General features: G+C 57.8%; 14 protein-coding genes. 4 read left to right on the top strand and 10 right to left on the bottom strand.

The window, feature by feature from the left end; genetic code table 11:
- Positions 1-58 precede the first annotated feature (58 nt).
- Both Q2941_RS23265 and Q2941_RS23270 read right to left on the bottom strand, forming a co-directional pair.
- Complete coding sequence (locus tag Q2941_RS23265; protein WP_051390066.1) at positions 59-673, bottom strand: response regulator transcription factor; 615 nt, start codon at positions 671-673, stop codon at positions 59-61.
- A gap of 462 nt (positions 674-1,135) precedes the next feature.
- Positions 1,136-1,696 (bottom strand): YkgB family protein, encoded by a 561-nt coding sequence (locus Q2941_RS23270; RefSeq protein ID WP_051390067.1) that lies wholly within the window; start codon positions 1,694-1,696, stop codon positions 1,136-1,138.
- 542 nt (positions 1,697-2,238) lie between these two features.
- On the opposite strand from Q2941_RS23270, the gene Q2941_RS23275 reads away from it, so the two are divergent.
- Positions 2,239-2,766: a YkgB family protein gene (locus Q2941_RS23275; RefSeq protein WP_027526697.1), complete on the top strand. Its 528-nt coding sequence runs from the start codon at positions 2,239-2,241 to the stop codon at positions 2,764-2,766.
- Positions 2,767-2,911: 145 nt separating this feature from the next.
- Here Q2941_RS23275 and Q2941_RS23280 read toward each other — a convergent pair whose 3' ends face one another.
- The 3 genes from Q2941_RS23280 to Q2941_RS23290 all read right to left on the bottom strand — a co-directional run bounded on the left by Q2941_RS23280 (position 2,912) and on the right by Q2941_RS23290 (position 5,199).
- Positions 2,912-4,237, bottom strand: a complete 1,326-nt coding sequence (locus Q2941_RS23280; RefSeq protein ID WP_458193847.1) for an ATP-binding protein — start codon at positions 4,235-4,237, stop codon at positions 2,912-2,914.
- 259 nt (positions 4,238-4,496) lie between these two features.
- Positions 4,497-4,760, bottom strand: a complete 264-nt coding sequence (locus Q2941_RS23285; protein ID WP_198031881.1) for an HAD hydrolase-like protein — start codon at positions 4,758-4,760, stop codon at positions 4,497-4,499.
- 70 nt (positions 4,761-4,830) lie between these two features.
- Positions 4,831-5,199 (bottom strand): HAD family hydrolase, encoded by a 369-nt coding sequence (locus Q2941_RS23290; RefSeq protein WP_198031882.1) that lies wholly within the window; start codon positions 5,197-5,199, stop codon positions 4,831-4,833.
- A gap of 651 nt (positions 5,200-5,850) precedes the next feature.
- Between Q2941_RS23290 and Q2941_RS23295 the strand changes: the two genes are divergently transcribed.
- The gene (locus Q2941_RS23295) at positions 5,851-11,337 is read left to right on the top strand and encodes an AAA family ATPase (protein ID WP_458193848.1); all 5,487 of its coding nucleotides are present in this window, start codon (positions 5,851-5,853) and stop codon (positions 11,335-11,337) included.
- On the opposite strand, the gene Q2941_RS23300 is transcribed toward Q2941_RS23295, so the two are convergent.
- From Q2941_RS23300 to Q2941_RS23310, 3 genes are all read right to left on the bottom strand, one after another.
- Complete coding sequence (locus Q2941_RS23300; protein WP_458193849.1) at positions 11,250-12,896, bottom strand: MASE4 domain-containing protein; 1,647 nt, start codon at positions 12,894-12,896, stop codon at positions 11,250-11,252. The two genes, Q2941_RS23295 and Q2941_RS23300, sit on opposite strands and share 88 nt — an antisense overlap.
- Before the next feature lie 562 nt (positions 12,897-13,458).
- On the bottom strand, positions 13,459-15,192 hold the full coding sequence (locus tag Q2941_RS23305; protein WP_458193850.1) for an adenylate/guanylate cyclase domain-containing protein: 1,734 nt from the start codon (positions 15,190-15,192) through the stop codon (positions 13,459-13,461).
- Positions 15,193-15,214: 22 nt separating this feature from the next.
- Complete coding sequence (locus Q2941_RS23310) at positions 15,215-15,517, bottom strand: hypothetical protein (RefSeq protein ID WP_051390073.1); 303 nt, start codon at positions 15,515-15,517, stop codon at positions 15,215-15,217.
- Between the two features lie 608 nt (positions 15,518-16,125).
- Between Q2941_RS23310 and Q2941_RS23315 the strand changes: the two genes are divergently transcribed.
- Together Q2941_RS23315 and Q2941_RS23320 are read left to right on the top strand one after the other, a co-directional pair.
- On the top strand, positions 16,126-16,506 hold the full coding sequence (locus Q2941_RS23315; protein ID WP_458193851.1) for a cupin domain-containing protein: 381 nt from the start codon (positions 16,126-16,128) through the stop codon (positions 16,504-16,506).
- 98 nt (positions 16,507-16,604) lie between these two features.
- Positions 16,605-17,855, top strand: a complete 1,251-nt coding sequence (locus tag Q2941_RS23320; RefSeq protein ID WP_458193852.1) for an ammonium transporter — start codon at positions 16,605-16,607, stop codon at positions 17,853-17,855.
- Between the two features lie 197 nt (positions 17,856-18,052).
- On the opposite strand, the gene Q2941_RS23325 is transcribed toward Q2941_RS23320, so the two are convergent.
- The gene (locus Q2941_RS23325) at positions 18,053-18,838 is read right to left on the bottom strand and encodes a DUF427 domain-containing protein (RefSeq protein ID WP_458193853.1); all 786 of its coding nucleotides are present in this window, start codon (positions 18,836-18,838) and stop codon (positions 18,053-18,055) included.
- Between the two features lie 489 nt (positions 18,839-19,327).
- Positions 19,328-19,816, bottom strand: coding sequence for a YkgB family protein (locus tag Q2941_RS23330; RefSeq protein WP_458193855.1), 489 nt, complete (start codon positions 19,814-19,816; stop codon positions 19,328-19,330).
- Between the last annotated feature and the right edge of the window lie 1,139 nt (positions 19,817-20,955).

Below are 20,955 nucleotides of genomic sequence, written 5' to 3' on the forward strand. Positions count from 1 at the left end.
TCAGAGGGCGCCATGACCTTCGGTAGGCGAGCTCAGTTCTGAGATTGGGCCGCCGGTCTCATCGATCCAGGTCGAGCGCCTCTGCCATCCGTGTAAGCATCGCCACGGATTTGGCTCCTAATTTCCGCATGACGCTGCCGCGATGCATTTTGACGGTGACCTCGCTGATTGAAAGCTCACTCGCAACTTGCTTGTTCATGAGCCCTGACGTGACCAGCGCCATCACTTGCCGCTCACGAGCGGTCAAGCGCGCATACTTCTCCCGGAGCTGAGCAGTCTCTGCGATATCCTGACGTCGGCCCTCGTCCATTCGGATCGCAGCTGCGACCGCATGCAGCAAATCTTGATACCGTATGGGTTTGGTGAGGAAATCTACCGCTCCCAACTTCATGGCTCTCACGGTCATTGGAATGTCGCCGAAGCCGGTCATCAAAATGACCGGCAGCCTCACGTTCATGCTTGCGAGATACTCCTGCAGCTCCAAGCCGCTCGTGCCCGGCAACCTGACGTCTAGCACCAAACACGAAGGTGCATCAGGCAATTCGGCTTTGAGGAAATCCGAGGCAGATCCGTATAAAGCGACCTGATAGCCCAAAGACCGGAGCAGGTCGCCAAGAGACTCAAGAACCGTCTCGTCGTCGTCGACGACATGAACACAACCCGAAGACGGCATTCTCAATTGCCTCCTGACATCTGAATCAGTTTGCAGAGCGGGAGAACGAATGCGAATGCCGTGCCATGCCTCTTGGTTTCTTCCACCCATTGACGCCTCCTTGCGCGGCGGATGGCAGCAACCTTTTTAGAACGAGCGTCACCGGGCCGAAGCGACCCGCCAACTTACGCCGGATATGTAACCGGAATTTCCCGATTTCACAAGTTACCATCTTTGCACGCTCCGAACCGATCGGCCGACTGCGATCGCAAAGCCGCCGCCACGCGCTTGAAAGTTAGGACATCGCGATTGTCCATGACAGGACGGCAGGCGTGATCAAACGACCAGTTCAGCGCGTGAATACCGGCTTTCGCGCACGCGTCGGCTGCTCTGCTTGAACTCGGCGATCGTCTGGCAGCCGGCGAACGCATGGAACCTCACCGTCAAAGCAAAGCGGGCTGCAAGGCAGCACGGTCCCCGCCGCTACCTTGCTGCGGCCTCTTCCGGTAGGTCCGAGCAACTCTTGTCGGACCGCGAATTCTTATTGGCGACACGAGCCACGTCCTGCTTCAAGAGATAGAGCGACACGGCGAGCAGGACGACGTCCTTCATCAGGAAGGGGATATTGCCCGTCATCGCCGGAAATCCACCGGCCGCAGCGTCCCAGCCATCCGGCATGAAGGGAATGATGGTGACGGTCGCGATAAAAGTCGCGGTCGAGCCGACAGCACCGAGAATGCCTAGCCGCTTCTGCCAAAATCCTGCGAACAGTAAGGCGCCGAAGGTCCACTCGCAGACGCCCAGGAACCAACTGGCTCCTTGGTGTCCGAAGACTGGATAAAGCCAGCTGATCAGCGGGCCGTTGCTGATAAACGGCACAAGGCGATCAGCCTCATACGCCCACCACTTCTGATAACCGAAGAAGAAAAACATGATCACCATCGAGCCGCGAACGATGTGATAGTCGAGGTCCGTCGCTAGCAACCCGGACCTGCGCAAGATACCGATACTCGGATTCGCCGTGGCGTTGATAAGCGTATTCATGGGGATGACCCTGGTTGCGATCCCCGTACTTGTGGTTCAAGCAACTGTGGAAGGCGATCTCGGTGACGTCGATTCGACTAGCGTCGTTGGTGAGCGAAACAACAAAAGCAAGACCGACGTCGACCAGTTGTGCACCTCGAGTGACGGCGCGCACGCATCGTCGACACCATGCGATCGGCGGTTTACACCTACAATCTCTCAGTAGTGATACCTCGAGCCATACCTTGGTATGGGTCTTCGAGGGAGGGCAGACACCTAAATTTCGCAGGCGAGCGAGAAGAGCCTCCAACCTGCACTTTTGTCGATCCTAATGAATCCCGCCGAATCTGAGAAGGTCGGGATCGGGTCGCGTCTCGTGCGTCGATGAGCGCGCATTGAAACTGCGCAAGAATGAGAAACTCGCGATAACGGACACGGAGCGCCTCTCTGAAGGCTCTGTTAATGCTTCGTAGTGTGAACACCATCACCAGCGTTCGCAGCATCAAAAGTGAGCCTGCGTTGTAGCTGCTCATCAGATCTTACAGCGCGATTGGAGCACCTGAATGGACGCACTTATAGCGAAAATGTCAAAGCTCGATATCGTCCAAAGTGATTTTGATTATCACTTCACGCGCGCGACGATGATCATCGTTTTCTTCGTTTTCGGCTGTCAGAAATGGTTCGACTATGAGGCGCATGCTTTGATCCCGTTCATCAGTCACGGGCCATTGATCTTTTGGCTCTACCCCGTCTTTGGCATACGCGGGGCCGCTTTCTTTCTTGGCAGCGCAGAGTGGCTGATCGCCACACTTCTGCTCCTAGGTTTTTGGAACAAGAAGTTCGCCACGTTCGGTTCGTTAGGTTCGTGCGCGACCTACGTGGCAACGGTCACGATAATCCCGTTCTTCCCGGACGCCTGGGCGGCACCTGCCGGAGGCTTTCCCGCCGCAACGCTACCGTTCCTCTTTCTGATGAAGGACATCGTGCTGCTTGCTGCGTCAGTCTATCTGCTCAAGCGGGATATTCTGCGCGCGGCTGCTGCCGAACGAGTGCCTTTGACGGAGATTGCCCAGCGAGAAGCGACCCAATAGGAATTCGTCTTTAATTGACGAAGCCAAGCGATCGAAGTCTCCGATCATCATTGGCGGTTGGGCTGCTTTTTCGCCTTCACCTCAATCGTCCCAGACGTCCCGGCCGTGGACGCACCGACAACCCAGCATTGTGGGGGATCGCGTCTTAACCAGCAGGAATCATAAACTGAAACAGGGCCCCGTTCGGCTCGCACCCGGTCGCCCACAAGCGGCCTCCATGCGCTTCGATGATCGAACGACAGATCGCCAAACCCATTCCCATCCCGTCGGCCCTTGTCGTGTAGAAGGGTTCAAAGACTCGCAGGAGGGTCTCTGGAGACAACCCCGAGCCAGTATCGCGAACACTGATGCGCACCCCTTCACCCGAGGCATTTTCAGTACTGATTTGTAACTCGCGGCAACCGACATCTATGCCGCTCATCGCCTGAATAGCGTTTACGATCAGGTTTAGTATGACCTGCTGCAATTGGAGGCGATCTCCTTGGACACGAGGCAAAGAGGGCTCGAGCCGAGTACTCATTGACACTCCGTGCTTGACGGCCTCGCCATGGGTCAGCACAACCACTTCTTGAACCGCCCCATTGATATCCAAGGGCTCCTTCCGTGACGTCTGCTTCTTGGTGAGGCCTTGTAGGCCCCTTATGATATCGCCGCCACGTAGGGCCCCTTCGACGGCCCTCTCGATGGAACGCTTTGCCTCTTCGAGGCCAGGCGGCTGCCTAGCAAGCCATCGCAAGCCAGCGTCTCCGCTAGCCACAACTGCGGTCAATGGCTGCTTAAGTTCGTGGGCAATCGACGCGGTGAGCTGTCCAAGGATGGCAACGCGATTCGCATGTGCGAGCTCATTCTGCACCTCTCGATACTGGCGCTCGCGACGGGTGCTCTCCAAGACAATAGACGCCTGCGCGGCGAAGTCGGTGAACAAGGCAATCTGATTGTCGGTGTACGGCCGCACTCCCGTCCGCCCCAGATTGATGGTTCCGATGAGCTCATCATCCTTGAACATCGGCACGACTAGCATGGTTCGAACGCCAATCAGGTCGACCATGCCCCGAATGTGAGGCTCACCCCGATGATAGGTCTCGAGTTCAGCAAGGTCGGGGACGTGGCTTGGTCGCCTGCTTGCAGCCAAGCTACTAACATAGCTGCTGTAATCCGCGAGCTCGGGTATCTTCCACCGCTTGAGGAGGTCGAGGTTTCCTCTGATCGCAACGAGACGGAAGCCGTCTTTCTCGAAGAGACGCAAGCTGCCAAGGTCACCTCTGCAGAGCCGCGTGGCACTGTCCAGGATAGCGTCGAATATGGGCTGCAGATCATTTGGGGAGTTGGCAATGGCGCGGAGGACTTCCGATATCGCCGCCTGCTGCGCAACGAGTTCGGTTACCTGCTCTTCCAGCTTAGAGCGGGACGACGCTGGTGGATGTGTCCCCCGCCTCCCGGCAAGTCGTCTCGTACGTGCGGATCGCTTCATCGCTCCGTGTTGGCTATCTCGAGCATGGTACTATAGCTGCAGTACATGCAATTATAATCACATAGGCCACACTTAGCGAAGCTCGCATGAAAGCGCGGCGGTTAAAACTCTCTAGCGGCCTATCAGGGCGTTCAGAACGAATGTCATTTCAACGTCGGAGCGGCCAATCACCATATTATAATTTCAGCACCATGAGCACCCTCAGGTGTCCCGGAATAGGGTCCTCCCCGCTGGGGCTTTCAGCCGAGTGTCTTGCTGATTAACTCTGCCATATGTATCGCGCGATAAGTTGGTCGGCTACGTGGTTCAGGTCGTCGCCAACGATCTGCGGTTGAGGACCGACTCCCAGAGCATGATTGCCGACGCGCTTGACCAGCGCAGCCTCCCAACCGGCCGCTACCGCGCCAAGCGTATCCCAAGTATGGCAGGCGATAAGACAGAGCTGGGAAGGGTCGACCCCAAGCTCTTTCGAGACGTAAGCATATGTCAGCGGTGACGGCTTATATTGCTTGACGCTATCCACACTGTCTCAAAGAAGCTGGCAATGCCGCCATACTCGAGCTGGCGGGTTTGAACTTCGACTCGATTGTTTGTCAACGTGAACAGCCGGAAACCTGCAATGCGCAGTTTCCGTAGCGCGGCTGGGACCTCCGCATAAGGCGGCATTGTTGAAAATTTTGCTCAAGCTCTTTTTTGTCCGCATCATCAATCTTGATTCCTTGCGCATCCGCCAGCATCCTCATTACAGCAGAGCCAATATCCGTGAACGGCACGTACGAGCCGGCCACGGTCAGAGCCAGGGAATACATGATGACGTTAGCGAACCAGAGGCGCATGTCTCTCTTGTCGCCAAAAATGCGCTCAAAGATTGGCTCCATTGTTTGAAGATCGAGAAGCGTCTCATTGACGTCGAAGACGATCAGTGGAGCGGCCGGCAAGTTGGGTTCCGATCTTATTTCCATCTGCGCTCTCGTTTTGATATGGTAACCTGACTGGCGCACCTTTCACCTGGTTAAGCGCTCCAGCAGACCGTCCGCTGTAATCAATTCGTAGATCGGGCTGGTTTCGTTACAAGCGCGCAAAAAAATTCCTTGCCCGCGGGACTGCCGCTTTCCGATGGGATTTGTCGTGGTGACTTTTCCACTACAGGTAACGTCCGATCGTTCTCGTCAACCGGTGGGCTTCCTTTATCGAAATTTTCTCCTAGGTGTAACCGGTTTGATGGCACGTCCGAATATTGCTGTGAGCCAATTAAAGCAGGGGCTGTCGAAGGAAGTCCATTAAGAGACAAAAACCGGATTGAGATTTGTCGACGTGAGCGGTTGGCAGGAGCGGCGTGTTTCGCTTTCGGCGAGTCATGTTCCAGCCCGACGGTCAGCTTCGACCATCTTCCGTAGACACTACGGCGATCATCCAACCGCCGTACCGATGACGACTGTGGTAAGATAATCTTCAAGGGGTTACGCTGACCGACCAGGGTGAACAAAAGGCCGTTTCCCAGCCGAGCGGCCGGCCGGACTCCGGCAGATGGAATTGTCCTGTCGAGCCCTAACCTTGGCCCGATTGCCGAAGCGCTATCCCTCCCCCGATCCGCAAGGAAGGGAGCCCGATCAATGATCGACCTCACGAAATGCACGGTCGAACGCCTGCGGGCAGACGACACGTTCATCCTATATCGGGCCCATCAGGCACGCGGAGCGCGTTCCCTGCTTGCATTGGTACCGCGACGGCCGTCGATACGCAGCCTCGAGAAGCTTGAAAATGAATATGCCTTGGCCGCCGATCTTGACCCGGCCTGGGCGGTGCTTCCGATTGAGTTGGTCCCGCATAAGGAAAACATGATGCTGGTGCTCGAGGACCCTGGCGGCGAACCGCTGACCAAGCTCATCGAGAACGGGCTTCAGCTTGATGCTCGACTTCGCTTGGCGGTCGGGCTGGCCGACACAGTGGGCAGGCTGCACCGCCAAAGACTGCTGCACCGAGACATCAAGCCCGGAAACATCCTGGTCTCCGAACGAGACGGCATGCGCCTGACGGGGTTCGGCAACGCCATTCATCAAACGCACCAAAGCGTGGCGGCCGGTGTGATTGCCGGAACGCTGCCCTATATCGCGCCAGAGCAGACCGGCCGAATGAACCGCCCGATCGATGGCCGCAGCGATCTCTATGCACTTGGCGTCACGCTTTATGAACTGTTCACCGGCACCTTGCCGTTTTCCGCATCCACGCCGGAGGAGTGGATACACTGCCACATTGTCCGCGCGCCTCCCTCGCCCGGCGAACGAATGCCGAATCTGCCCGAGCAGATATCCGCCATCGTACTCAAGCTTCTGTCGAAGGAACCGGCGGACCGCTATCAGTCTGCCGAGGGGCTAGCGGCTGACCTCGAGGAATGCCTGGCGGAGTGGAAAGCCCGCCGAGGGGTTCATCATTTCGCCCTCGGGAAACGCGATGTAGTCACCGCCCTCCAGATTCCACGTACCCTCTACGGCCGTGCGGACGAGATCGCGGCTCTGCGATCGGCATTCGATCGCGTCGCAGCAACGGGACAAACCGTCGTCGCACTAATTTCCGGGTCTTCCGGGGTCGGAAAATCATCACTTGTCGCAGAGTTCCAAGCCGGTCTGGCGCCGACGGACGCCTTGATCGCGACTGGCAAATTCGATCTGCAAGCGCGGGACGTCCCGTATGCGGCGCTCAACCAAGCCTTTGCATCGCTGCTGCGTCAGATTCTTACCTATGATGACGAGGAGGTTGCGGCCTGCCGGCGAACGCTGGCGGAGGCTGTCGGACCGAGCGGTTATCTTGTGACAGAGCTCATTCCCGCGTTCGAGCTTGTCCTTGGTCGGCAGCTTCCGGTCGAGCATCTGACGCCCCAGGATCGGTTGAACCGCCTCCGCATTGTCTTCCGGCGGCTCGTTGGGGCCTTTGCCCGCCCGGGTCGCCCCTTGGTCCTCTTCGTTGATGACTTGCAATGGCTGGACGTGGCAACGATCGACCTGATCGGCGATCTTGTCGCTCGGCGGGATGTATCGAATCTGATGCTGATTGGAGCTTACCGCACCAATGAAGTCAGCCCCTCTCATCCGCTCATCTCGCAGCTCGACACGATTTGCACCGCGGGCATACCCGTCGAGGAGATCGCGCTTCAGCCCCTAAGTTCGCTCGATATCGCGGTACTGATCGCCGAGACACTCGAATGCGGGCGCGCCGAAGCCCGACCATTAGCAAAGCTGGTTCACACCAAGACCGGCGGCAACCCTTTCTTTGCAACTCAATTCCTCAGGACACTGAATGACGAAGGCTTGCTCGCGTATGATCCGCATGCGGGTGCCTGGCACTGGGACATCGCCCGCGTTCGGGCGAAGGGCCTCACGGACAGCGTCGCCGATCTGATGGCGGCCAAGTTGAACCTGCTGACGACAACCACGCGGCAAGTCCTACTGGATCTCGCATCGCTCGGGAGTTCCGCCGAAGTTGAGGGGCTCGCCGTTGCATCCGACCGCCCTGCGCAAGAGGTCATCGCGAGCCTGCGTCCAGCCCTTCAAGCCGGCCTTGTCGTACGCAAAGGTGGGTATTACGCTTTCGCGCATGATCGGGTTCAGGAGGCCGCCTATCGGCTGGGGCCGGCCGAAGGCAAGCCCGCCCTGCATCTTCGCATTGGCATGGCGCTGGCGAGACAAGCAACGCCGGATGAAACGAGCGAGAAGCTTTATGTCATTGCCAACCAGCTGAACCGCGGCGTCACTGCTGTTACGAGCCAGGTCGAACGGGATCAGATCATTGCCATCAATCTTTCTGCGGGCCGGCGCGCCCGATCAGCGGCAGCTTACAGTGCCGCTCTCGCCTATCTGGAGGTTGCGCGGGAACTGCTCGGGGAGAAAGCACATCCAAGTTTCAGCGCGACTGCCTTCGGAGTCGCTCTGCTCCGCGCCGAGTGCGAATTCCTGGTCGGACATCTGGACGTCGCGGAAGCGCAGTTGTTGGTGCTGTCCCAGAATTGCCTGAACGTTCAAGCGAGCACGACGGTCACTAGGCTTCGGGCAAACCTGTACACCGTGCGCGGGCAGCCTGACCGCAGCATCGCTGTCTGCCTCGAATTTCTGCGCCAGGTCGGAATCGACTGGCACGCTCATCCTACCGACGGCGAAGTGGACGAAGAGGGCCATCGCCTGCGAAGGCTGGCCGAGAAGCTGTCGGACGACCATCTTCTCGCATTGGCACCCATGACCGATCCCGACCATCATGCAACGATGGCGGTTTTTGCCGACCTTGTTACGCCCGCCCTCCTCACCGATCTGAACTTGTCCAACATCGTGATTCTGGCAGCGGTACGACTGACGCTGCAACACGGCATCTCAGAGAACTCCTGCTATCCGTTGACCTGCGCATTCAGCGTCTTCAGCATCCGCTACCGAGACGCGGATCTCGGATTGCGTCTGGCGCAATTTGGCGTCTCTCTCGCCGACCGCTGGCCGCAATTGAGGCTGAGCGGACGGACGCAAATGGTATTCGGCCAATATGTGACGCCGTGGGTTCGGCCGATCCGATCCGGACTACCATTCATACGGCGAAGTCTGGAAACTGGGCTCGCGACCGGAGACCTGAGCTGGGTAGGCTACTCGCATGCTGCACATGTATCGGCGCGTCTCTTCTGCGGCGATCCGTTGCGGGATGTCTGCAAGGATATCGAACAAGGGCTGGCATTCGCCCGAGCCTGGGGCTTCGAGCTGATTAGAGCATTGTTGTCGGTCTACAGGACTTTTGCGCTCACCTTGATAGAACACAGCGATGACTTCGAGGTGCCCCATCCGACGGCGCCACACGCCTTGATAGGCGGATCGCTGCAAAACGCCTGCCTTCACGCTGTTGCGGAAATCCAGCTCAACGTGTTCGCTGGACTCCATGATGCCGCGCTTGTAGTCGCCGAGCGGGGAGAGACATTCTTTCGGAGCATACGGGCCTATGTGGAAGTGGCAGAATACCGCTTCTACACCGCGCTTGCTCACGCTGCCGCCTACGATGCAGCGCCGCCCGAACAGCGTGAGATGCATGTCAATAGCCTGAATCACCATTACCGCGAGCTCACCATCCGGTGCGCTCACGCTCCGGCAAACTTCGCCAATCGATTGACGCTGCTTGCGGCGGAGATCGCGCGCATTGAAGGCCGCGAACTGGAGGCGGAGCGGCTGTACGAGGAGGCGATCCGATTGGCCCGGGAAGCCGAGTTCGTGCAGATCGAGGCGATTGCCGCAGAGTGTGCGGCGCGGTTCTACGAGGCGCGCGGCATTCGAACAGTCGTTCTCTCCTACCTGGCGAATGCACGCGATTGCTACCAGCGGTGGGGTGCTGACGCCAAGGTACGGCAGCTCGAACGCTCTAATCCTCATCTGCCAGCTTCCGATCCAGTTCGCATCCTGCCAGGTGCCTCGGAGGTGCCGCTGCAACAGCTTGACGTCAACGCATTGTTCAGGGCCTCTCGCGCGCTTTCCGGAGAAATCGAGCTTAACACGCTGATCCGCACCGTGATGCAGGTTGTGATCGAGCACGCCACTGCCGAACGCGGCATCCTGTTCCTGATGGGGAACGACATTCCGGAGGCCATCGCGGAGGCTCATGTTGGAGCGAACGGTATCGATGTTACAGTGTACGAAGCGGGTCGTCGTGACCTCGAATTCTCTCAATCGGTATTGAACTATGTCGTCAGGACACGAACGAGCCTCAATTCCGCCGAGCCAGCAAACAGGAGCTTGCTGTCTGCAGATCCTTACTTGCTGCAAAGGTGCCACATCTCGCTGCATTGCCTACCGATAGTCACGCAGGCAAAGCTGGTCGGCGTTCTGTACCTCGAGAGCCACGCCGCAGTCGGGGCATTTACGCCTCAGCGGGCAGAGGTGCTCGACCTCCTTGCTGCACAGGTCGCGATTTCACTCGAGAACGCTCGGCTCTATGCTGACCTGCGGCGCAGCGAAGCATTCCTGGCGGAGGGGCAGAGCATCAGCCACACCGGAAGTTGGAGCTGGGACTCACAAACCGGCAAGCTGCTTTGGTCCGACGAGCACTATCGGATTTTCGGCGTCGATCCCGATACCGGAAAAGCGCCGACGATCGGGCGCGTCTTTCGCATGGTCCATCCGGAGGACCGCACTGCCCTTCGCCGCAAGGTACAATCGGCGATCCGCAATGGTGATGCATTCACCTGCGAGTATCGCCTGATCCGTTCGGACGGAGTGCGGCATTTGAATGTCGTCGGCCGACCCTCCATGGACAGTTTCGGGAAGCTCAAGAGCTATGTCGGTACAACGATCGATTTGACCGACTACCGACGTGCTCAGGAGGCGTTACAGTCCGCCCAATCGGATCTTGCACATGCTTCGCGGCTCACTGCGATCGGCGAACTGACCAGTTTGATTGCGCACGAAGTTCGCCAGCCGCTGACGGCTATCGCTGCGAGAGCTGGCGCCTGCGGATCGTGGCTGGCGCACGCCCCTCCCGATATTGGCAAGGCCACCGCCGCGGCGGCGCAAATCGCCGGATATGCCCATCGCGCGAGCGGCGTGATGGAGAGTATTCGCCAGATGACGAGGAAATCCACGCCGACGCGGGTGCCGCTCGACGTCAACGATGCGATCAGGGACACGGTGGCACTGTTGAGCAGCGAGATTCGCCGACAACGCGTGGTTCTCAAGGTCGACCTTGCCGCTTCCCTGCGCTCGGTTTTCGGTGATCGAATCCAATTGCAGCAGGTCATAATGAACCTGATGATGAACGGGATGGAGGCCATGGCAACGGTGGATGACCGGCCGCGGCTTCTTTCGTTGCGCACGGAAGCTGACCCATCGGGGACTATAACGATCGCTGTGGCAGACGTCGGCGTTGGCCTGCCGGCCGGCGAACTGGAGCGTTTGTTCGAAGCTTTCTTCACGACCAAGCCCAATGGTTTGGGCGTCGGCTTGGCCATTTGCCGCTCGATCATCAAAGCGCATGGAGGCAAATTGTGGGCGTCGCCCAATCATCCCTTCGGCAGCATGTTTCGGTTCACGCTGCCCACGGCGTCCGACCAGGATGGGCCGCTTAGATCTACCGGCACCGTGAAGTGAAAAGTGGCGCCGCGACCCTTTTCGGCGGTCACCCATATTTGCCCCTGATGCGCCTCGATAATGGACCGGCAGATTGACAGCCCGATGCCCATGCCGTCCGTTTTGGTCGTGAACATTGGGTTGAATATCCTATCCACAGCGTCGGGCTCGAGGCCCTTCCCGGTGTCTTCCACCGACACCATCACATATCTCGAGTGCTGGACTTCAGATCTTATGGATAGCACCCGCTCCCCATTCTTCGTGGCCATGGAATCTATTGCGTTCGCAATCAAATTCACCAGAACTTGCTGGAGCTGAATCTGTTCGCCTGTTATCCGCGGCAGCCGTTCGTTAAGGTGAGCATGAACGGTGACCCGATATGTCTGCAGTTTGTCGCGAACAACGGCCAGAGCTTCCCGGATGACATCGTCGATATTAAGGGAAGTGCGGGTTCGTGCACCAATCTTGAAGTGCGCCCGAATATTTTCGATCACGGCGTCCGCTCGGTGCCCGGCGGTCACGACGCGCCGCAATGCTTCTCTGGCACGATCGAGGTTAGGCTCGACACGATCAAGCCAATTCAGTCCCGCGTTCGCACTGGCGATGATCGACGTTAATGGCTGTTTGACTTCGTGGGCAATTGAAGCCGAGACCGCGTCGCCGGTCATCAGCCGCGCCTCACGCTCGCGACGTTGCGCCAGGACCGCGCGGAGCAGCTGCGCGTAAAGCGTCGTTATCTCATGCAACAGGACACAGAGCACAAGAATGCTGGGCACGAGTCCTAAGAACCGGCTAGCATACCAACCAGCGCTGAACCGGGCCAGACCCAACACACCCGTATAGAGCTCAAGTACATACGCGCAAACAACCACCATCAGCCACAGATCGAGCACCGAACACCGGCGGATCCAGAGCAAAAGGAGCGCGAGTGCGTTCCACAGGATTAGACAACCGACAACATAAACTTTGAGGGCAGAAAAACGGACCGGGTCGAGCACAGTGCGGGGCAAGTGTGCTTGCCCCGCTGTGACAAGAACTGTCACGGCGCACACGACGGCCACGGTCACGACCACACTCGAAAGGATGGCCGCACCCGCGGAACCCCGCCACAGCCCCTTGGTTGGATCGGCATCCTTAAAGAGAGTATATGCGATGACGAACGTAGGAAAACCGGCGTGCCACAGATTAAAAAGCCAATCCGTGCTCTGTAGCCCCGCGCCAAGCAGGCCACCTGGCGCGAAGATGCCCGGAAAAGTCAGCAACCACGGGATCACGATCAGCGCCGTGAAGAGATATCCACTCGCGATCGCGAGCAGCGCGCGCGAGCGCAGGATGGCAAACTGATAGAACAGCAGGACCGCGGTGATCAAGTCATTCACGAAAACCGCCGTGCCATAGGCCGGGACGAAGGCGTCGATCCGCCCCGGCTGGAAGTTCGCGAGCGGCCCAGCTGTGATAAAAAACGCGACCAGCAAGGCGAGCACGACCGCAAGGGCAAGCCGTCTCTGGGACCGGCTGGGCGATAAGTTCGCAAGGGTGAAAGGCAGATCCTCTGGGATAATAACAGCCGAGTTCATCATCGGAGCGACTCTTCGCAGCGGCCGGAATGCGCGGCACGACGCTCAAAACGACTCGCTATTCTCACCACGGGCTGCCGCAGTTCACCGCCATGTCTGCCCGTTGGGCCAGCTAACGCGAGTAAGGAAGCGTCGCCCCTTTAAACCGGCTGAGCAGGCAAGGTTTGCTGCAGCCTCGCACGCGCCGGTGGCGAATGCTGATCGGTCCGGTTCCCGATTAACTCTGGGATAAGTATATCTCGTTTGAACGTGCAGATCGATGTCCGGTTTGGAGGTCAGATCGCGACGCGGCGGTCAATCCCCGGCAAGCGGCTAGGGCCGGAATGTCCTAAGATCGCGCATGCATCCCCCAAGCAGTTGCTGGCGGCGCACCTAATCACCTCTTTAACAGTGGGGTTGAGCATGGAAAACGAACTCACCCACGCCGCACGAGGCGCATCGCGAACCACTCGCCCACAACGGCAAAAATGATCGGCTCTAAGCCACAGCTCCGGAGAAGGAACGCGCGGTCGATCAGGGTCAAGCTCCTGGTAAGTCGCGCGATTCACGAACGCGGCAGCACGATCTATTTGTGCTCCAAATGCCACGAACCGTCCCAATCGGCCGGAGGCGGCTTATGCTTCAGGCAGCTGATGCGCTTTGCGAATGTGATCGACGGCTGATCCCCCGGAACTACTTCGAGCGCAGCAGTGAATGCACTTAGGGCGTCGTCCCATCGTCTTTCCCGATAAGCCGCCAGCCCCTCGGCGTAGTGTGTTCGTAGTTGCATCTGTTCGGTTGTGATTTCCCCTCTCCGGCCCATGATTTCGAAGACAACCTGAGGCTTCGTTTGACCGACCACAACCAGGCGATCAATCTCACGAACCTCAATCGTCGCCCCAGAGGCCAGGGCAGTTGCCTCCGAGATCAGACAACGACTGCCATAGGTCTTGTTGGCGCGTTCCAGGCGCGCCGCCAGATTGACCGTGTCGCCCATCACAGTGTAGCTCATCCTGAATTCCGAGCCGATACTGCCAACCAACGCTTCGCCGGTTGCGATCCCAATTCGAATATCGCACTCCGTTGGGATCCGGCGCACACCAAGGAGTTCGGGCAATTCCATGCGCAGCTTCGCAACGCGCCCGGTCATGCCAATTGCCGCTAGGCACGCGAAATCGGTCTGGTCTGCCTCGGCAACAAACGGAGGTCCCCAATAGGCCATGATCGCGTCGCCGATGTATTTGTCGATTATTCCTCTATGCGCGTGGATCGGCTCGGACATCGTCGAAAAATAGAGGTTCATGATCTTGACCAATCCCTGTGGCGTGACCCCTTCGCTCAGGGTCGTAAATCCCCTCATATCGCAAAACAGGACCGTCATCACACGACGCTGGCCTTCAGTGGCCGCGAGTGCTGACTGCTCAAGCAATCCTTCAGCAATCCGCGGATCGATATACCTGCCGTAGGTTTCTCTGATCCGCTCGTTGTGGCGCAACGTCTCGATCATGCGATTGAATGCTGCTGAGAGCTCCCCGATCTCGTCCCGCGTCGTTACGCTGATCGATCCATCGAGGCGGCCGGCTTCGACCTCGCGTGTGCCCTCTAGCAGTCGCAGGATGGGACGGGTGATTCCACTGCCGACGAGTCCCGCGAACACAAATCCGAGCATTGAAGCGGCCGCGGTTACGATCGCCGAGATTACTATGGCCCGGCGCTGGTTGCGAATAACTGTTGTGGCACTCGCAACCACCTGTTCCAGCATGTCCGAGCGAATGTCGTTGACCTTATGATTGAACTCGTCACGGAGCGCGTCGACACGCGATAGAGTGCGTCTGACTTCGACGAAATCGCCCGCATCAAGTTGAGGAAGTAGAAGTGCAATTTGTTCGTTCAGGCGATGGCGAAGGTCGTTGACGACAATATCGAGGCGGTCATCGATGCGCGCCAGGGCCACGCCGTCCGACGGAGTGCCTCCATCATTGATGATTGCGACGATAAGTCGATGCGCGGCGGACGCTTCTCGGTCAATATCGGGATCTTTTTCTTCGAAAGTCCTCAACGACGCCGCATAGCCAGCTTCGTCTTGCGGGCTCTGCATCTTCGCGATGATCATTCGCCGAAGCGCGAGGCTACGCTCAAGCGAGCGAATGTTTACCCGCGCCAAATCGCCATAGGCGGGAATGTATTTATTCGTAACTTCGTCGAGCAAATGACCGACTCTACTTGTCAGAGCGATCGACAGAACGGATGTGATCACCGCAAGCATGATCAGCCCCGCGGCGATGCCGACGATCTTTTGCCTGATTGATTTTTGAAACATCGCCTAGTGTCCAGCCGAAGCGTCAGCTCATGCTTCCCGGCATGAAGCAGCGCGCTTTCGGATGACCATCCCTGTAGTAAGGCCACACCACCGTGCGACCCGCGCGATTCGGTCCGTCCACTATGGCTTCCCTCGGAACATCGACCCACTCGCCGTCGATGCGCACGCGATAGTGACCATCCTTGCTATCCCAATCCGCATCGTCTACGCGCTTCGCATCACTGCCATCGCAGCAAGGCCCCGTTCCACTACGCAAGCTCTCATACCAACCGCTCAACTCACGGCGATCGTGATCGTGAGCACAAGCAGTTGTAAAGGTCGACAGCGTGACAGCAAAAATAGCGAGCGTTGCATCGCGACAGTCGAAGACAGCAATCCGACTCAAGCCGAGAACTCTTCGGATGGCGGGTGAAAGCGCAAGAACGGAACGGTCGATGCAAGCGAGACCAGCGTAGGAAATCCGCAACCAAACCCGCGTCCCATGGGAACCCTGCGGCGGATGCTGGCGAGCCATGTTGATTTGGCCTTCTTGCTCCTGCGTGGAAGCCGCGGCCTGATCACCATTCACGTTGTGGATGCGGGATACACCCATTCAGATGGTATCGCAGAGGTCAATCTTTCTCGCTCCGGCTGGTATCAGATAGTGATCGCAACCGCTTCGGGCCGCTTGCTGCGATTGTTCCGGTCGTGCTCCAATTTGAAGGCTTGCTCGCACGACATGACAGCTGGCTCTCGTTTTCCATCCCATTTTTTCTTCACGGGTGCGCTGTAAGCTCAAGGGTGGACATCGTGGCCACTCGCTATTGAACCGCCCCGCTTGCGATCACTTTTTCAAGCTTGCTGGATTGTAGCGAACCTGACTTGAAGGTCGGCGAGATGCACTGCAGATTGCTTACGCTTAGTGTGGCTCTCTTCGATGCAGGAGACAGGATCATGGTCGATCAAGAAGTAGTTGGCAGTCAGCTCAAGACGGATCGTTTCCCCTTCCAGAGCGAGGGCGACATCACGCTGGCGGTCCGCAATGCGAACTACACGCTAGGGCCGGTGATGTTGCACATCACCATGAAGCCCGGCGCGGTCATTCCGGCACATCTCCACAAAAGCACGACCGAAGCACTCTATGTGGTTGAGGGCGACTTCACCAACGAGGGCAAGCAGCACCAAGCAGGCACGTCGTTGCACTTCAAAGCTGGCAGCGAACACGGCCCGCACACCACCAAGAACGGGTGCAAGCTACTCGTCCTTTGGACAGAACTCACCGCGAATGAGGCGGCAGATCTCACAGACTTCGTGATCGCCAAACAGGCAACTTAACGGCATCGCACACGGATCGCGCCGAGCCCTAAGCCGGCAATTACAATCGTTTCGTCCAATGCTTGTTGCTGCGCGATCGTCCTTGCGAGGTGCATATCATGGTAAGTGACTCGCCCGATCTCAATATCGGAAACACAGCATTCATGCTTGTGTGTTCGGCATTGGTGATGCTGATGACACCCGGTCTCGCATTTTTCTACGGCGGTCTCGTTACAAGGAAGAACGTGCTGACGGTTATGATTCAGAGCTTCGCGTCACTGTGTTGGACGACCATACTCTGGTTCGCCATTGGTTATTCGATGTGTTTTGGACCGACGTGGCACGGAATAGTCGGTGACCCTACATATTTTGCGTTTTTGAACGGCATAAGTTTGAAGACGATCTACGCCGGAAATGACGCGGGGATTCCTCTCGCGCTGCACTTCATATATCAGATGATGTTCGCAATCATTGCCCCGGCCCTAATTACCGGCGCATTTGCCAATCGGGTAACTTTCGGTGCGTACTTGCTCTTTCTGACCGCATGGCTGATCTTTGTCTATTTTCCGTTCGTTCACATGGTCTGGAGCCCGGACGGTTTGTTTGCAAAGATGGGTGTGTTGGATTTTGCCGGCGGGATCGTTGTACACACAACAGCGGGGTTTGGAGCTTTGGCCTCAGTCACATTCATAGGGCGCAGATGCGACAGCACCGATGCGCCTCACAATGTTCCGTTGATGGCACTCGGTGCGGGGTTGCTGTGGTTTGGTTGGTTTGGCTTCAATGCCGGATCGGAGATTGGCGTCGATTGGGTGACCGCCTCATCCTTTGTCAACACGCAACTAGCAGCTGCTTTTGCTGGATTCACTTGGCTTATTCTGGAGTGGGCCAACGTCCGACGGCCCAATTTTGTCGGCCTACTGACTGGTGCAGTTGCAGGTCTGGCGGCCATCACCCCCGCTGCGGCGTATGTGTCATTCGGTACCGCACCGGTGATCGGCGTTCTGGCGGGACTGGTCTGCTACTACGCCGTTGCGGTCAAGAAGGTTGCTGGGTGGGATGACGCGCTGGACGTGTGGGGAGTGCACGGTGTCGGCGGGGCCCTTGGCGCCATTTTGCTTGGAGTATTTGCGGCGAGGAGCTGGAACCCGCACGGTGCGACAGGCCTGCTGTCGGGTGGCACTCGGTTCTTTCTTTGGCAATGCATTGCCGTCATTGCATCCGCGGCCTGGGCGTTCGCCTTTACCTATGCTGCGCTATGGTGGATTGACCGCGTGACTTCGATTCGCGTGGATGCGGAAACAGAGAAGTTAGGGCTGGACGTTCGTCTCCTTGGAGAAACAGCTTATTCGGAAGACAGGGGACCGTAATCGCCGTCCTGCTGCAAGAGTTCGGGCAACGAAACTGAAACAACGGCCTTCGCGTAATCGCTGCCGGCCCAGCCGTCCGCTCGCTCCCCACGAGGCGTCTGCCGCGAGCAACGCAAGACGTTGCCATGTGGTCTCGACGTCGGCGCCTCCCCAAGGGGAGGTAGGAACCGAAGACACCCAGGACTCTGATCTCGACGTTAAGAGAACGGCGTGATCGGTCGATCTTGGGGCACCCCATCGACGTACAGGTCGACATGCTCGTTGTAGAAGCTGAGCAGGTTTTCGATCTTCGGGCACTCGGGAATTGGCGCTGGATAGCTCCACACGATATCCTTGACGAGCTTGTCGCCTACGCGAGCTGACCAGTAGCACGCCAAGCCTTTATACGGGCACCGCGTGGCAGAGTCGGTGGGCTCGAGCAGATCCATGCGCACGTCCAGCTTCGGAATGTAATAGCGGGTCGGCAGCCCAGTCTCGAAGAGGAGGATGGACCGGCGAGATTCAGCCAGTGTCGCGCCTTCAATCTCCACGCACACGTGCCTCGAGCTGTGAACTGTATCGACTCTTGTGTACGGATCTCGAGGATGAACAAAGACCTGCTCATCCTCCTCGAACCACGCATCCATCTCATTCCAGTAAAAAGTGAGGTAACCTTCCAGTGCGGCTCGATCGGCAGTCGATTTGACGTAAGCGCGGGCCGCGTTGTGAGCGATGCGATCCTTTACGACCAGGCGCCAGCGAATGGTGTCCGCCGGTTGCTGCAACTGCTCCAGATACTCCATTCGGACGTCCGTAACCGGAAACCAGTAGGCCGGCGGCCGCTTCGTTTCATAGACGAGGAGAACGTGCTCGCTGTCGGCGATCAGCTTGCCACCAAAGTACGTCCGTACCCGGCGAGGACTGCGTTCGATGTGTACCCCCTCCTTCAGCCGGGCCCGCTCCTCGGCCGCTGGAACCACGAGTCGTGCGAGTGTCTCATTCATCTGGAATCTCCCTTCTTTCGGGGAAGACGGACCCGACAAGCGACGATAAGATATGCCAGACCGCAAACTGGTGCTTGCGCTCCTCCGGCTCCTTCCGCGTGCGGCTTCTCGTCTTGCCTCTGCCCGGCCCGGCGCTGGCCGCATCGCCATATCCAGGCTATTTCAAAAATCGCCAACCTGGTGCAGATTCGTCTGTATCCTTCGATGGCTGATCGAGCATGTCGGTTTCCTCGGCGACATGTCTCAAATCGCCACCCTAATTGACCCATCGCCATCAACAATTAGGATTCTACTTGCATGGAGTCCAGCATACAGCGCCGGATTTGAGCAAGACCAATCAAAGCGCGGCAAACGACAAACAGTCAGTGCCGTGGCGATCGACATATTCGGCTCGAGGAGGGACGCGACAATCCCGTCCGTGCGAAAGGCGCGTCCTCTGCGAGAGACGGTGCAAGTCCGACAAGCGGCGCTTGCAACATCGTGGAAGTTCTAGGCAGTCCGTGATTTTCGAAGAGACTGCGGCAATGAGGCCAAGAACAACACGGCACAGACAGAAAGCAAGACGATATCCTTGAATAGAAACTCGCCAGTCAAGTTCCAGGCCATTGGGTCAGTCGACAGGCTCCATATGACGACCCCCGGCGTCGTGAAGAAGAATGACCACGTGATCGCAAAGGTGACCACTCCCATCAGCGCACCGAGGGCTGACAAGATCGGGCTGAAAGCACCAGCCGCGAGAAGCGCTGCAATGGCAAATTCGACAACACCGAGGAAATACGCTTCTCCCCTGAGGCCGAATAGCGATAGCCACGAAATAAATGGACTATTGCTAATGAACTGAGCGATGCCCTGTGCCGACTGCAGCGTGAATTTTTGCATGCCAAACGACACAAAGATGATGACCATGACCCAGCGGAGGATAGCCAGCAGACGATAAGAGCCGCCTCCGTCTTCAGCGACATTGAAAGATGCTTTCATATCGGTCACTTCTTTCCTTCCCGGTCCATACCGATTTTGGCTGGGGCGCAGACGCGCCTTTCCTTACAACCTCTACGCACTGGCAGCGCCGTCGTTACGTTGATCTACAGTTCGCCGGCTCACAATGATGTGCAGGAGTGGCGAACAGTTCTGACGGATCGGTGAAGCAGTACTCCGCGCGCGTAGATGGTACAGCAGGGCGATGTGCAGAGATTCTCGACATTTCGAACAGCTAGGGGGTGCTGGCGCTTTTGTGACCGGCGGGACGCCCCGCCATGGCCAGCGTCGAAGAGACGGTCAGATCGCGGAGCCTTCATTGCCCCTTCACGTCCAACGCATCTCGCGCCAACAGGGTTTAAGCGCTACCGTCAAGCATACAAAATCGTAGAAGATCGTAGATTGGCGTACAAAATCGTGGCACGGGGGAGCGACTCGAACCCCCGAGGCTATCCGCTGGGCGAACTGCAGCACGGCGCCCATTGCGCACAAGTGTATCATTTCGACTGGTTGTCCGATTTGTTCGCCGTGATACGCTTTTCTACGACGAGGGCGTAACAGACCTGCCCGAGTAGCTTCCGCGGTATATTTTGGAAGCCACGGAGATAAGCCAATATGGTCGATGTAATGCACGACGCCGTATAGTTCGTTTCTGGACCGAGCAGTAGAAGCTCCATTTCCAAACGCGCCCAAAAAATTTGGCGGGATCGAGCTGCTTGCATAACGAACTCACCAGCTTAAGTGCTGGCTGGGGCGGGAGGGATCGAACCTCCGAATGGCGGAATCAAAATCAGTTTGATTATTCAACGATTTCAAGCCGCATTTGGAAGAGAACGCAGAATTACGCTTTAGCAATATCAATAGCTTGGCGGTTTTTTCCATATGAACAGCGCGTCTGCGAGACGAAAATTGGTCCTCGAATTAGCTAACCGCAACTTCCGTGCTCAGTCCGTGAGCTGAGCCTCGAAGCATTCCGACAGTCGCGGCGCGACGCCGGGTCAGTCCAGGTAAAGGCCGATCGCCGAGCAAGAGTGAGCCGGTTCAAGTCTACGTACCCAATCAGCAGGTCGTGTCCCCCGTGATGGTGTAGCTCGGTAGAGCAAAGCCGTCCGCACGCGCGCCCTCAAATAGCGCCGTAGCGG

This window comes from Bradyrhizobium sp. UFLA05-153, assembly GCF_054185185.1.